Consider the following 12,961-nt stretch of genomic DNA (forward strand, 5'->3'; position numbering starts at 1 on the left):
ATTCTCCCAAACTTAACAATCATACTACTGTTTGCTCGCCGCCAAGTTAAGACAAAATTTAACCAAATAGAGATTTTTTCACCTTCTACATTTCTGGAAATGGATGCATATTGATGTATTGCACTATACGAGGTGCGTTTGCTGTGTTCGCGCTGCCACCATGGGGTAAAAATTGATGCCAAATCACCATATCTCCTGCATTGGCTGCAATTGCTTTGGAACCCAGTTGATGTAAGTATTCTGTGTTTGGAATACATGGATCCCATGGAGCCGTTGCAAGCCATGACTCTAGCTTTGTATGAAATCCTGGTACAACCGTTGTTGCACCCTGTTTTTCTTCAGTGTCTGATAGATACAAAATCCCTTGCGTGCCAAACGTGAGTTGCTTAGAGAAATCTAAATCCCAATGTAGATCAGGACCTTGAAAGCTAGATTGTGCAGTTTCAGGCGGGTTGAACCCACACTGATCGGCTGAAACTATCAGTTGTTCGCTTTGCCATAACTGGCTAAAGGCCTTATGAATTCTCATTGAATTCCGATTGTCTTCCAGTGCTTTATGTTGTACCAAATGCACCATACTGCGACTCAATTTTTCGTGGTTAACCTTATACCAAGTCTTTGGTTCTGCTAATTCAATCTCCAAATAGTCTTGGATGGCGTTTCTCGCATTGGCACAGCCTTCGGCACTCACTGCATTTTTAACGATGACATAGCCGTTGTCCTGCCAGCATTTCAAGTCGTCCTCAGTGAGTACATCCGGCATATTCTGAACAGCAGCTATTTTTTCTTGATAACTATCGGGGCAAGGCATATGACAGGTGACATGTTTTAGCAATGCTATTTTTTCACTACTCGGCTGAGCAATTGTTACAATTGCATCAATAAAGCTATCGTAATCATGAGCATATTGAAACTGTAACTGATGTGCTTGAGATAAACTTAAGCCCAGTATGTCAAAAGTCGCTTTATATAATTCGAAACTAACTGGCTCTACCTGCTGCTGTTTATTTGTAAAAGTGCCGTTGGCCTGAAGCCAGATTTTTTTGAGTGTGGATAAATGATAAAGCGCTAGAGCAAGGTTTACATCGCACATTATTTGACAACCATCCTTTAAATTAGAGTTGTGTGTTCCTTCCTTAAAATTTTATTACAAAGACGTTTTTTTTCAATTTTTACCGCTTACACCTCATTACACTATACGTATCACTAAACATGAGGATTCAGAAATGAAAAGAGCAGACTACTTCAATCAGGCACCTGAGCTTATTCAGCACTTATTGGGACAAGAGGAATTATTAAAACAGCAGGCACATACAACTTTTGGAGTCACAATCTGGGAGCTCGTTAAACTTAGAGCATCACAAATCAATCAATGCGCTTTTTGTATTGCAATGCACACTAAACAGGCACTAGAGTATGGTGAAACCACTAATCGAATTATTGGATTAAGTGCATGGCAAGACATGCCGTTATACACCAATAAAGAAAAACTGGCATTAGCGCTTTGTGAAAAACTGACAAACGCACAAATGATTGACGACGCTTTTTATCAAACACTCAATGTAGAATTTGATGATAAAGAATTGACTACGTTAACTATCGCTATTAATGCCATCAACAACTGGAATCGGATCGTGAAAATGTTTAAGCCGAATGTAGAGTTCAATGAGCACAGATCTAACGCTTGAATTAATAAACCCAACAGGTGAAATCGCTAACTATGTGCAAGCTATCTGGTTTGCACAATCACACAAGCGCGGAGAAACTTGGCTTCCAAGCGACGGGGCAACTGGATTTATCTTCCCTCTTTGTGGGCTCGTTAGTTTCAACGACAATCAGCTCACAGCCCCCTTTTATCTACAACCAATTGCCATTCAGTCTAGCAAAGTCAGCTATTCTGAACAGGCATGTTTTTTCGGGATCCGCTTTAAACCCGCGGGACTGGCATTTCTGAAAACGCTGCAACATCCTATAGCAAATCCCAAGAATATATTGCCCTTGTTGAACACGCTACAAAAAAATAGTGCCAACCTGACAGCATTACTTCAACTCCTAGAACCAATATTGAATATGCCAATTCCTCGACACAATTCTATCCTACATACCCAAACACTCCTTGAGCATATTGTTTCAATGACTCCTTTAGAGCAAGCATATGCTCAAACTCCGATCGGAAAACGGCAATTAGAGAGACAAGTTAAAACACATTGTGGGATTACCCCTAAACATTTAGCTCGCATTTATAGAGTTCGATTGGCTAAACAAAAACTGAGAGAAACACCTGACATTAACATCGCTCAACTCGCGCTAGATTGCGGCTACGCTGATCAATCTCATCTTATTCGCGAATTTAAAACTATCTTTCAGATCACACCGGCAAAATACACAAAGCGACTAAAAGCTGCAGACACAACGTTACCTACAGCTCGGTAAATTTTTCAACGACCAAGAATATAAAAGCAAGGTGAATTCATTGCTACTTATTCGCGCAACGTGCTACCAAGGTTTCGCTTAAAAATTGATTTACCTCGGTTTGCACTTTTTTGTTAAAGCTATAGTGACCCGATTTAAGTGCGATATGTTTAAATGGATGAGAAAAACTAGCCTCGCGTAAACCAGCTTCTATATATCCGGCCATTTTGTACGATGGCCAAATTTCATCGTGTTTGGCAGAGACCAGCAGCACTGGCCCATTAGTGTTTTCAACCGGGATGCGAGCGGCTGCAATTGCTTCAGGTGTTGCCTCTGCCAATGCAGCCTCAAAGGCAGATGTAAACTCTCCCGTTACGTTCCCCTTTTGCATTTTCCATGACAACAGGGGTGCATCAATGTAGTCCAGAGCATTGCCGCTAAGCGTCCAACTCGAGCGAGAAGACAAAGTCTTAACAGCATTCCAGCTTACGTGACTAGGCATAACGGACACTACATGGTTTATCTCATCAAAGTGCGCACCGAGTAATAACGCAAGCTCCGCTCCTTTAGAAAAACCATACACCGCTACGCAATTTGGATTTATCTTTGGGTCTGCACTCAATGCTTTTATCCGTTTGGCTATATCATCCAAAGATAATTCAGCTGCACTGCTCGATGTATTTTCAGTGCCATAATAACCAAGTGCAGCTACTGAGACACCAATATCATTAAATCCATCTAAAAATGGTTTCCACTGAGGATTAGCGAGTGTATTCCCCCCTTCGCTGCCACCTAACACCACAACCAATGGATGAGTCTGACCATCATCGATAAACTGACATTTAACATCTGGTATAGTCGTGTTTGAGCAGGCCGCAAGAAGCCCTACCAAAGAAAATGGCATTATAGTTTTCATCATTTTATTACCTTTTTTGAGTTAGCTGAGCCCTATGTTGCTCAGTTGTTGTTTGAGTAGTTTTGCACCGCCCCGGCTGGTCACAACTTGTAAATTGCTATCTCGCAACTTGACAAGGTAACCCCCTGTAACCCAGCGTTCAAACGCCGTTATCGCGCTTTGGTTTACAATGGCATTACGGTGAACTCTTAAGAAATGTGTTGGCAATTGCTGTTGGATCTCCTCAAGGGAGCCATCAATGGGATATTGCTGTCCATTACTAAACGCAATGGCTTGACCGTATTCTAGCTTGATAAGTTCGATACTGCTGACATCAATTAGTGAGGTTTTCCCCGCCACCTTACTCGTTAAAGTAGCGGCGAATCCTGTCGCGATAACACGATTGACTCTTGATAGCGCCAACGCTAAGCGTTCAGTACTATACGGTTTGAGCAAATAATCAACCGCGCCGAGCGTAAAGGCCTCAACCGCAAACTCACTGTAGGCCGTGGTAAAAATTATCGCACCTGCAAACCCCGTTCCTTGAAGTTTCTCGACCAAAGTAACACCATTGCATTCTGGCAAGTTAATATCGACAAAGACAATATCTATCGCAAGTTCTCGATATGTATCAAGAAATACTAATGGCGTGTTACAAGTCAGTACCAAGTTGTGCTTGGTGATCTGGCTAAGTTGTTCAGTTAATTTATCAATGGCTGGTTGCTCATCTTCCACAATGGCAATGTTCAACATTCCTTTGCTCCTCGTGTGAGTGAAAAGCTGACAACAGCACCACCTGTGTGCATGTCGTTACCAAGCCTAAGTTCAGCATTTTCTTCTAACTTTAACCGTGAGCGCGTGATCGAAAGACCGAGTCCCGCATCTGACGAACTCAATATGTCCTGCTCCTTAAAGCCCACCCCGTTGTCACTGATTTTAAACACTAACTGGTTCGCTAACTTTTTGATTAATACATCAATGTGAAGCGGCCTACTGTTGCCATGTTTTACTGCATTTTCCAAAAGTGGCTGTAAAATCATTGGCGGTATTACTTCGCTCAATAATGCATCGTCGATATCAAAGTCGATGATAAGCGCATCCCCAAACCGGCTTTGCTCTATCTCGCACCATTGATTTAGTGCAATTAGCTCATCGGCAACGGATACTTTGCTCGGTATTTTTCCGCTTGTCACAGAATGCGTTAATGAATATCTTAATACCGCAGCGAGATTATGAACCAAAGACCGTGCTGCTTCTGGTTGGTTTGGTACAAAGGCTGCAATTGTGTTGAGGCTATTGAACATAAAGTGCGGGTTTAACTGACTGTGTAATAACTTAATTTCAGCTAGTTGGCGAAGCTGTTTTTCTTGTTTTAACAACTTTTGGGAAAGGTAGAACTTAATCACCACAAAAATACCGCTAGACCAAGGCAGTGCGATGGTTAGCGCCTCAAACAGTGAAAATGCATGGGTATTTAACATTCCACTTCTGAGTACACCCCAACATAAACAGCCCATTACCATCAGTCCGTAAAAGCCGATATATTGCAGCGGCCAATTGCCTATCTTGAAACGGATGATGAGTACGTAACTTATCACCATAGGTAACCAGTAGAGGAACACAACCGCCAAAATAGAAGAAAGCGCGATATTTGCTGACAACAACATGCCCCGCTGCACCCAATCGGTAAGACTGATAGCAAAACTTATTGCGGCAACGATGGCTAAAATTGCGAATTGTTCATTTCGCTGCAATGTGAGATTGACCATAATCAATACAAATAGTGACTGAATACGTTCATGGTACGCATTTAGCGTCGAAAAGCACTCTGAATGTTGCTGAATGGTCGCTTTTCAATGCTAAATGGTTATCTGTATTAGTCCACACTTTTACATCCAGTCAAAGTGCTAAAAAATAGATTAACTTGCTTTAAACCGTAAACACTTGAGGCTGCTTTGCTCATCAATGTCTTTAAATTCAGGTGGGTTTTGCAAACGTTCAACAAACGTAAGCGCTGGTGCCTCTCTGGTCATTTCATCAATGAGGAATTGACTTGAAACATCGGGAGAATTCACACACGCCAACACTTGGGCATTTGGCGTAAGTAACTCAGGAAGCTTTCTTAAAATACGTTGATAGTCTTTGGTCAGTGCAAAGCTGCCTTTTTGAAAGCTTGGCGGATCAATTACGATTAGGTCGTACGGCCCATATTTACGTACTTTCCCCCAAGATTTAAACAAATCATGGCCTAAAAAAGACACCTTGCTGAGGTCGTGTTCATTGAGTTGGTGGTTGACTCGGCCTTGCTTGAGCGCCGCTTTTGCCATATCTAGATTCACAACATGGGCAGCTCCGCCCGCAATTGCCGCAACAGAAAACCCACAAGTATAAGAAAACAGATTAAGTACCCGAGCCCCCGCAGACTGAGCTTTAACAAACTCACGACCCAAACGCATATCTAAAAACAGTCCCATGTTCTGCTTTACGCCAAGCTTTAGGCCATATTTAAGTCCATTTTCTTCAACGATAGGCATAGCAGTTAATTCACCATACAAAACCTCGAGATCTGAGTCAGGCAAATAACGATGCTGTAGTAAAATAGCAGAGAGTTTTCCGTTAAACGCTTCGGTCTCCACAAGTGATAATAATGCCTGCTTTAACGACGCTATCAAGTCAACGTCGTGCTCCTTGAATAAAGAGACTAAGAGCTGACCTTGTAACCAATCTACTGTGATTTGTTCAAGCCCTTCATAGCAACGACCACGTCCATGAAATAGACGCCTTAGCTCGTTTGGTACGGCTTGGGTTTGCAAATGATTAAGGAGGGTCGATACAGGGTTTATTGCTGTCATGTCGGTGTCTGGTTATGCGTAAAGTTCGGCATTTTACTTGTTACTTCATAGCAAAAGCAAATGCCTAAGGTCTGCTTATCTTTCACGTTTATTTTTTGCAGCACAGAAAACCGGTCCTATGGACGCCACAACATCGTTGTTGCCCCGCTAAAACCGATTAACCAATTGAGATAAGAAAAATCTTCGTGATGGGAGGTAACAAAGCCCATTCTCATATAAAGCTTTTTTGCTTGGGGGTTAGAATCAATTACATCAAGTCGTAAAGCGTGAAACCCGCTTTGTTTGGTGTAGCGCTGCAGTGCCACTAGAAGCGCAGTGCCAACACCTTGTCCTCTGACCGATTTTGCAACAGCGATGCCGTCCATCACTACTTCATTGGGCGCAGGCTTTCGCTCAAATAGGGTAAACACCGCTGCGGCTTTAACCCCGCCTAGCAAGCCTAATTCATCAATGAGCCCAGTAAAGCCCATATTCGATGTAAAACCGCCTTTGCCATATTGAAAGCCCGCAACCCCCACTAACTTGCCGTCTGCAAAGGCAGCAAAAGAGTATTCTGAGATGAAGCTCTTCGCGATAATAGTGATCAGCTTATTGCGATCCGGCACTGCAGCTTTGAATTTGCTACCAAACGCGTCAACATAAAGCTCAGCAGCCGCTTGTGCATACTCAATGTCCCATCCTTGTGTTATTTCTATTTCCATACTTTACCTCAAGCTAACGTATCGACTTCAATATTAGGTCAAAATTAGCTTAGGTATGAAGTTCGAATTTGTAAAAAATTCGAGTCGATTATGCATGTAACGTAATCGTTAGTTTGCGCCATACACGTTCAACGGGTCCCACCTTAAAGAATCGCCCGTAAATCACATTTAATAGCAGCTGCCCTGCCATAATAACAAGCCATAAGAACAAGAGCTCACTGCGACTTAGCGTATTATGTAATCCAAAGCCATAAAATATCACTACCAATAACAGTGACTGTCCAATGTAATTGCTCAGTGCAAATCGACCCACTTGATTTATCGCCTTCAGGGGTTTGAACCGATGCAACCAACGGTTATATAGCAAAGATAACAAAACCAAGTAAACAATCGCTTGCAGCTCCCGGTTAAGTACGATGACCATTTGTTTAGCGTAAGACAACACTGGGATATGTGAACTTTGCAGCCAATGAAAATAACGAGCTTGAGTGGCATAACACGACACCGCAATCAAGCAAAGCAGTGCCACAACCGCAAATGGGCTAAGTTTAGTCTTTGAAAACAATCCCCATTGAAACAGCTGCGAGCCTATCAGCATCATCATTAGCGTGGACCAAAAAATACTTGAATAAAACAGCTTACCTTTGTGGACTTGCGGACTGTCAAAGTTTTCCTGCCAATACTCAGTTAAGCTTGGCGTTTCTTCCAAAGTACGATGAGTGGGTGTCCGTGGTTCAGTTTTATTCTGCCACCGATTAATCGCTTTTTGCTGGCCTCGTGTGCGAGACGCTTCGTCCACATTGAGTGCTGCTTGGTAAGCATCGTATTGGGCGATAGTGCGCTCTGCTCTGCCAAAACCTGCAACTAACATAAACGCCAAACAAATTACTATGCTGGCTTTGATGGTCCGGGTGCCAAGTAATATGATGGTGGTGGCAATCATTCCTATCACAGCATAGTGATAGAGAATGTCGCCACTCCAAATATAATAAGCATGAACAAGACCGAGTATAAATAAAGCCACTAGCCTTGCCGCACTTAATTTAATAGCAAATTCAAATGGCTGTTTTTGAAGAATAATCGTAAGGCCAGCGCCAAATAACATCGCCAGCAGCCCGTAAAACTTGCCCTGAGCAAACACGTACACCCAGTACCTTACCTCACTGTCTATATCTGTCATAAAGCCATATTGGTAACTGCCCCATGGATTGGGATAGGCAAAGCTTTCGATGTTGATAAGTAAAATACACAGAATTGCTACCCCGCGAATAAAGTCGAGGCTGTTAAGACGATTTTTTTCAGCACTAGTCATCAGAGCTACCCATGCTGCCCGACTGTCCATCATGGTGAGCTAGCTTTGTATTTTCGCTATCGAGCAGTGTGGTAATTTGTGCAACCTGCGCGCTAAATTCATCAAATTGCGTGTCACTTAGCTTAGTGTTTTTTGGTTGTTTTAGGGTGAGTGGATTGATGGCTTTTCCGTCTTTATGCACTTCATAATGTAGGTGACGCGCCTGCGACAGGCCGGTATTACCAAGGTAGCCAATCACATCGCCTTGCTTTACTCTCGTCCCATTTTTGAGGCCGTTCGCAAAGCCATTTAAGTGAGCATAAAGTGTTTGATAGCCTTTGCCGTGATCTAACACTACGCGATTACCAAAGCTGCCGCCCCACCCAGCTTTGAGTACTTTTCCAGAACCCGCAGCCATAATAGGCGTACCAACAGGCGCACCAAAATCGATCCCTTTGTGCATTCGGGTATAGCCCAATACTGGGTGATGACGTTTACCGAAGTTTGACGATAATCGAGCACCGTTAAGCGGCGTTTTCATTAAAAAACTTTGTGCGAGGGTACCATCTGAGTGGTAAAAAGCGGTCGTTCCGCCATTATCAGTAAACCGGTATAAGCGGTATTTTTCTTTTCCTGAAAGTAGCGCAACATGTTGTAATTCTAAAGGTTTGGAGATTTGCTTGAGTAACTCTTCGGCAATCACAAGCTGCTGTTCTTGAAATACAAAATCAATTTGATCGCCAGCATAAACTTCTCTTTGAAAATCGACAAGGTGAGATAAGGCGACAATACTTTGATTGATAATATCATTGGGTACCCCGATTTTGCTGGCGTCCACAAAAAAACTAGAATCTATGCTTGTCGATAAACGCTTTGTTTGCGTGACGGTTTCAAGCTCACTTAGCGATGCATGCCAGTGTTCATCTACTCTTTTAATCTCAATAACCTGTGCAAATGCGTATTCAAAGCGGATCTGCATTACTTGTCCGTCTACAAGCTCTGCTTCTATTAACTGTCCAGCCTTGAGTTTAGTCAGTGATGTCCACGTACTCACGGCTTGTTCCACCAGCCAACTATCGCGGTCACTGAATGCAAACTCACTTAAAAGATTAGCTAAACTCTCACCCGATTTAAGTTCAAGTAAACGAATATCTTGAACTGGCTTTAGCTCCTCTGTGATTTGGATTTGGGCCGTGACTGAGTCTTCAGCGGATCTATTGAGTACAACAACTTGACCTTGTTCTGCTTGTACCGACACAAGCGTATTCTCTTGCGCTTTATTGACAGAATGAGTCTGCTCGGGCTGTTTCGAGCAGCCAAAAGTTGCCATCATTACAATGGCAATAGAAAGCTTTTTAATCATGTTAATTTTCCAATAAGGTCAGCGGATCAATGCGCGTGTTGTTATGTAGAGCTTCTAGATGTAGATGTGGACCAGTGACTCGACCGGTTTCACCTATGGTACCGATCACTTCTCCTTGCGATACTTGCTCACCCACTTCAACATCAATGCTATCAAGGTGTGCGTAGAGACTTTGATAACCATTGTCATGATGGATCAACACCACTTTACCGTAATTCTCAGGCAAGGTTTTATCATCAGCAATCGTGACCGTACCGCTGGCAACCGCCATCGCAGGTTCACCAACGCCGCCAGCTAAATCCAGTCCTTGATGTGCTTTATTGTGACGAAAGTTCGATATATGCCCAAACCTTGATGTTATTTCAGGTGTGACGACTGGGTATGTCCATGTTTTACTGACCATCGCCGTTCCCATTGTCCATTGAATATTGCCATAGGCTAAACCTGAACTAAGCAACACAAAAAACCCTATCAACACAAGGTTACTTGGCTTCTTTTTAGATTTAAGAATAACGCTAAAACGCTTTTTATAATCATCTAAAGTCAAAGAGTTAGATGCAAAATTTGCTGTCATATTCATCGTTTTCGGCGGAGCAGCAGCCCGTTTTAAAGAGTTCATTAATGCTTTGCTATAAGCCAAAGGCTCAAGGCCGTGCTTCGCTATCGTCACCTCATCACAGCGATATTCCATCGCTCGAATAAAGCCCTGTTCCATTTTTGCAATAAACGGATTAAACCAAGCAAGCGTCGCGAGTATTCGCCAAATTACGACGGCAATGTGATCGCCTTTATCTATGTGGGTTAACTCATGCAGAATAAGTGCTTGCTGTTCTGCCTCTGGTAGCGTGTCAAATTCCACCGGCAAATACACTTTAGGTTGCCACAGTCCGAACACAAAAGGAGAGCAAGTAATTGGCAATTGATAGCAACTCGGTGCGCCGAGCTTTATTTTTGAGGCGGTGCTACAGAGGCGTTTTACTCGCCAATACTGTCGCCCAAGTACCAAAAGATGAGCGATTAGCCCAACGCAATAGACCATAAATACAGCCATAAGCGTCAGGTTTAGCCAGTCAGACGCAACTTGAGTACGCTTCGTCATCGCCAGCAGCGGCTCTGCAAATTGTTGTAAATTGGCATTAAACAATACGGCTGGAATCGCGTTGTGTTGCCCCATGTGTTCAAGTGGGATCCAAGGCACAAAAGTCACTGCCAGCACGCCCCACCAAAGTCCTTTATTCTGTACATACCGAGCGGAAAATTTCACTCCAAGCGCGTACGTTAAGCCACTAAGCGCCACCCACAGCAAGACCGAAAGTAATATTAGTTCCATACCTTACTCTTTATCACCTTGCGTCTTAGCTAACTCATCTAACATGGCTTCTAATTCATCTAATTCATCCGCTGCAATTAACTTACTATCTGAAAACATAGCGATTGGCAGAGGCTCATCCAACTCCATAATTTGCTTTGCAAACTCTTGGGCATAAAGTGCGAGAGTCGGTACCTTAGCAAGGACAGCTGAGTATATTTTTTTATTGCCTTGCATTTGCTCGGCGAGATAACCCTTTTCACACATTCTCTCAAGAGTTTTTCGAGTTGATGAGTAGCTCCAGCTGAGCTTTGATCCTATTTCTGTGTGAATTTCTTTGCCCGTTCTTGGCTGTTCACGCCAAAGGATTTTTAAAACGATTAGTTCGGTTGAGTTAGGTTTCATTGTTTTTCTCACAACGGCGACATATGTCACACATTAACAAACAAAAAAGTGCGACACAAGTCGCACATTATGCTTTTTTAATTTTCACCACGAAAAATGGCGACATTATCAACAGCACTTATACTTCAAGTTGATATATAAAAAATGAGTTATCTGTAGTGCTAGAGCTAATTAATATTCGCCATAAATTATGGCTGCTAATTGTGTTTCCCATCATTGCGCTTGCCTTACTGCTTGGATATGCTTTTAACCGTTACGCTCACCTTGAGTCAGAAGTAGAATCTCTATACGCCGATCGTGTTGTGCCGCTTATTCAAATAAAAAAAGTATCAGATCACGGTGCGATTCAGATTGTCGACATACTTCATAAGTATCGTGCAGGGCTGGTCTCCAAAGACGAGGTGTTGATGCAAATAGCAGATGCTACTCGGGTCATGAACGACGCCTGGCAAAGCTATCTAAACACATATTTGGTGACGGCGGAGCAAGTCAAAGTTGAACTCATTGAGTTCCAACTGCAGGCCGTATTTACGCATATTGCCACGCTCCAAAGCGCGATAAATCAAGGGACATTTTTAGCGATTCCACAAAATCAGTTTGTTACTGCACTCTATGAAAAGTTCGATCCGTTAACTTCGTCACTACAAGCTCTCACCGAGGTACAAAATGACGTCGCACTCAGTATTGTGGAGCAAACCGAGCAACAATTTAGCCAACTAAAGTTGTTGCTCATTACTTTTTCTGTGATTGTATTGGTGAGCTTAATTGCCGTTGGCTTCGCCTTATACCGTTCTATTCAACATCCAATCGATCATATTCGCTCGCAAATCAACCACATTATTGAGAGCTCGAGTCTCGAAAAACGTATCGACATTGATAATCACAATGAATTGACTGATGTTAGCCTTGCCATCAACCAGCTCCTTAGCCACATCCATGTGATCCACCAGCAACTGGTAGAGGCGGAAAAATTATCGAGCCTAGGTAGTTTAGTTTCGGGATTGGCTCACGAGGTAAATACCCCACTTGGCGTCTCGATTACCGCAGTGTCATCCTGCCAAGAGCAAGTGGATGTGATGGAAACCGGCATGAAAACTCAGCGTTTGTCGCACGCTGAGTTTTTAGAAATTATGGCAGCATTGGATTCTGGGTTGTCTATCGCAGAGCGAAATCTCGGCAAAACGGCAAAGCTAGTACAAGAGTTCAAGAATATCTCTGCAGAGCAAGAAACTGACGTCGAGCAACTTGTCGACCTAGAAGCAGTTATTCGCGATTATTGCGAACAAACGGCCCGTTTCCAGTTAAAGATGCGCGTTGAATTTAGCGCAACAGGAAAACTGGAACAACTGGTCAAAATCAACGTTAAGGCGCTACAGCAAATTTTGTTGCAGCTGCTTGAGAATGCCCGAGTGCATGGTTTTAGTAATGATAGCGACACCCAGCCGTTTGCCGCTGTTCGTTTAGAGATCACTGACAATAAAATATTTATTCGAGTCAAAGACGAAGGCGTCGGTATGAGTAATGAGGTTCTAAACCGGATCTTTGAGCCCTTTTACACCACAGCTCGCCAACATGGTCATGCCGGACTTGGACTTTCCGTCACCTATAATCTCGTCAAAAAACATTTAGAAGGTGACTTAAAAGTCAATTCCAAAGCCGGAAATGGCACCACTTTTACCATCTTGTTGGCGAACAAAACGTTGGCACAAACCGCCTAACCAACTTGTGCCCTC

13 protein-coding genes are annotated in these 12,961 nt (G+C 43.1%); 3 read left to right on the forward strand and 10 right to left on the reverse strand.

What is annotated here, in order from left to right; translation table 11 throughout:
* Positions 1 to 85: 85 nt before the first annotated feature.
* A complete protein-coding gene (locus tag L3V43_RS06340) occupies positions 86 to 1,093 on the reverse strand; it encodes a phytanoyl-CoA dioxygenase family protein (protein WP_237116172.1) in 1,008 nt (335 codons plus the stop codon).
* 133 nt (positions 1,094 to 1,226) lie between these two features.
* Between L3V43_RS06340 and L3V43_RS06345 the strand changes: the two genes are divergently transcribed.
* Together L3V43_RS06345 and L3V43_RS06350 are read left to right on the forward strand one after the other, a co-directional pair.
* On the forward strand, positions 1,227 to 1,688 hold the full coding sequence (locus tag L3V43_RS06345) for a carboxymuconolactone decarboxylase family protein (RefSeq protein ID WP_237116173.1): 462 nt from the start codon (positions 1,227 to 1,229) through the stop codon (positions 1,686 to 1,688).
* Positions 1,666 to 2,433, forward strand: coding sequence for a helix-turn-helix domain-containing protein (locus L3V43_RS06350; RefSeq protein ID WP_237116174.1), 768 nt, complete (start codon positions 1,666 to 1,668; stop codon positions 2,431 to 2,433). The genes L3V43_RS06345 and L3V43_RS06350 overlap by 23 nt, the downstream gene beginning before the upstream one ends.
* Before the next feature lie 43 nt (positions 2,434 to 2,476).
* Here the strand turns inward: L3V43_RS06350 and L3V43_RS06355 are convergent, their stop codons facing one another.
* The 9 genes from L3V43_RS06355 to L3V43_RS06395 all read right to left on the reverse strand — a co-directional run bounded on the left by L3V43_RS06355 (position 2,477) and on the right by L3V43_RS06395 (position 11,228).
* Positions 2,477 to 3,331, reverse strand: a complete 855-nt coding sequence (locus tag L3V43_RS06355; RefSeq protein WP_237116175.1) for an acyl-CoA thioester hydrolase/BAAT C-terminal domain-containing protein — start codon at positions 3,329 to 3,331, stop codon at positions 2,477 to 2,479.
* An 18-nt stretch (positions 3,332 to 3,349) separates the two neighbouring features.
* On the reverse strand, positions 3,350 to 4,060 hold the full coding sequence (locus tag L3V43_RS06360; protein WP_010604559.1) for a LytTR family DNA-binding domain-containing protein: 711 nt from the start codon (positions 4,058 to 4,060) through the stop codon (positions 3,350 to 3,352).
* Complete coding sequence (locus tag L3V43_RS06365) at positions 4,054 to 5,076, reverse strand: histidine kinase (RefSeq protein ID WP_235367526.1); 1,023 nt, start codon at positions 5,074 to 5,076, stop codon at positions 4,054 to 4,056. Before L3V43_RS06365 ends, L3V43_RS06360 begins: the two co-directional genes overlap by 7 nt.
* A 150-nt stretch (positions 5,077 to 5,226) precedes the next feature.
* Positions 5,227 to 6,159, reverse strand: a complete 933-nt coding sequence (locus L3V43_RS06370) for a class I SAM-dependent methyltransferase (protein WP_010371782.1) — start codon at positions 6,157 to 6,159, stop codon at positions 5,227 to 5,229.
* Positions 6,160 to 6,275: 116 nt separating this feature from the next.
* Positions 6,276 to 6,860, reverse strand: coding sequence for a GNAT family N-acetyltransferase (locus L3V43_RS06375; protein WP_102056657.1), 585 nt, complete (start codon positions 6,858 to 6,860; stop codon positions 6,276 to 6,278).
* 88 nt (positions 6,861 to 6,948) lie between these two features.
* Positions 6,949 to 8,172: a DUF418 domain-containing protein gene (locus L3V43_RS06380; protein WP_237116176.1), complete on the reverse strand. Its 1,224-nt coding sequence runs from the start codon at positions 8,170 to 8,172 to the stop codon at positions 6,949 to 6,951.
* Entirely contained in the window at positions 8,165 to 9,514 is a 1,350-nt protein-coding gene (locus L3V43_RS06385; protein WP_237116177.1) for a peptidoglycan DD-metalloendopeptidase family protein, read from the reverse strand. The genes L3V43_RS06380 and L3V43_RS06385 overlap by 8 nt, the downstream gene beginning before the upstream one ends.
* A gap of 1 nt (position 9,515) precedes the next feature.
* Entirely contained in the window at positions 9,516 to 10,844 is a 1,329-nt protein-coding gene (locus tag L3V43_RS06390) for a M23/M56 family metallopeptidase (RefSeq protein WP_211868743.1), read from the reverse strand.
* Positions 10,845 to 10,847: 3 nt separating this feature from the next.
* Positions 10,848 to 11,228, reverse strand: a complete 381-nt coding sequence (locus L3V43_RS06395; protein WP_010371797.1) for a BlaI/MecI/CopY family transcriptional regulator — start codon at positions 11,226 to 11,228, stop codon at positions 10,848 to 10,850.
* Between the two features lie 158 nt (positions 11,229 to 11,386).
* Here L3V43_RS06395 and L3V43_RS23795 point away from each other — a divergent pair, with 158 nt between their 5' ends.
* The gene (locus L3V43_RS23795; RefSeq protein ID WP_237116178.1) at positions 11,387 to 12,946 is read left to right on the forward strand and encodes an ATP-binding protein; all 1,560 of its coding nucleotides are present in this window, start codon (positions 11,387 to 11,389) and stop codon (positions 12,944 to 12,946) included.
* Positions 12,947 to 12,961: the final 15 nt, after the last annotated feature.

The sequence above is a fragment of the Pseudoalteromonas sp. L23 genome (assembly GCF_021728455.1).
GTDB lineage: Bacteria > Pseudomonadota > Gammaproteobacteria > Enterobacterales > Alteromonadaceae > Pseudoalteromonas.

Bases quoted from the DNA above. Each gene is read 5' to 3' on its own strand.
- L3V43_RS06340 (WP_237116172.1), bottom strand. From the start codon at position 1,093: ATGTGCGATGTAAACCTTGCTCTAGCGCTTTATCATTTATCCACACTC.
- L3V43_RS06345 (WP_237116173.1), top strand. From the start codon at position 1,227: ATGAAAAGAGCAGACTACTTCAATCAGGCACCTGAGCTTATTCAGCAC.
- L3V43_RS06350 (WP_237116174.1), top strand. From the start codon at position 1,666: ATGAGCACAGATCTAACGCTTGAATTAATAAACCCAACAGGTGAAATC.
- L3V43_RS06355 (WP_237116175.1), bottom strand. From the start codon at position 3,331: ATGATGAAAACTATAATGCCATTTTCTTTGGTAGGGCTTCTTGCGGCC.
- L3V43_RS06360 (WP_010604559.1), bottom strand. From the start codon at position 4,060: ATGTTGAACATTGCCATTGTGGAAGATGAGCAACCAGCCATTGATAAA.
- L3V43_RS06365 (WP_235367526.1), bottom strand. From the start codon at position 5,076: ATGGTCAATCTCACATTGCAGCGAAATGAACAATTCGCAATTTTAGCC.
- L3V43_RS06370 (WP_010371782.1), bottom strand. From the start codon at position 6,159: ATGACAGCAATAAACCCTGTATCGACCCTCCTTAATCATTTGCAAACC.
- L3V43_RS06375 (WP_102056657.1), bottom strand. From the start codon at position 6,860: ATGGAAATAGAAATAACACAAGGATGGGACATTGAGTATGCACAAGCG.
- L3V43_RS06380 (WP_237116176.1), bottom strand. From the start codon at position 8,172: ATGACTAGTGCTGAAAAAAATCGTCTTAACAGCCTCGACTTTATTCGC.
- L3V43_RS06385 (WP_237116177.1), bottom strand. From the start codon at position 9,514: ATGATTAAAAAGCTTTCTATTGCCATTGTAATGATGGCAACTTTTGGC.
- L3V43_RS06390 (WP_211868743.1), bottom strand. From the start codon at position 10,844: ATGGAACTAATATTACTTTCGGTCTTGCTGTGGGTGGCGCTTAGTGGC.
- L3V43_RS06395 (WP_010371797.1), bottom strand. From the start codon at position 11,228: ATGAAACCTAACTCAACCGAACTAATCGTTTTAAAAATCCTTTGGCGT.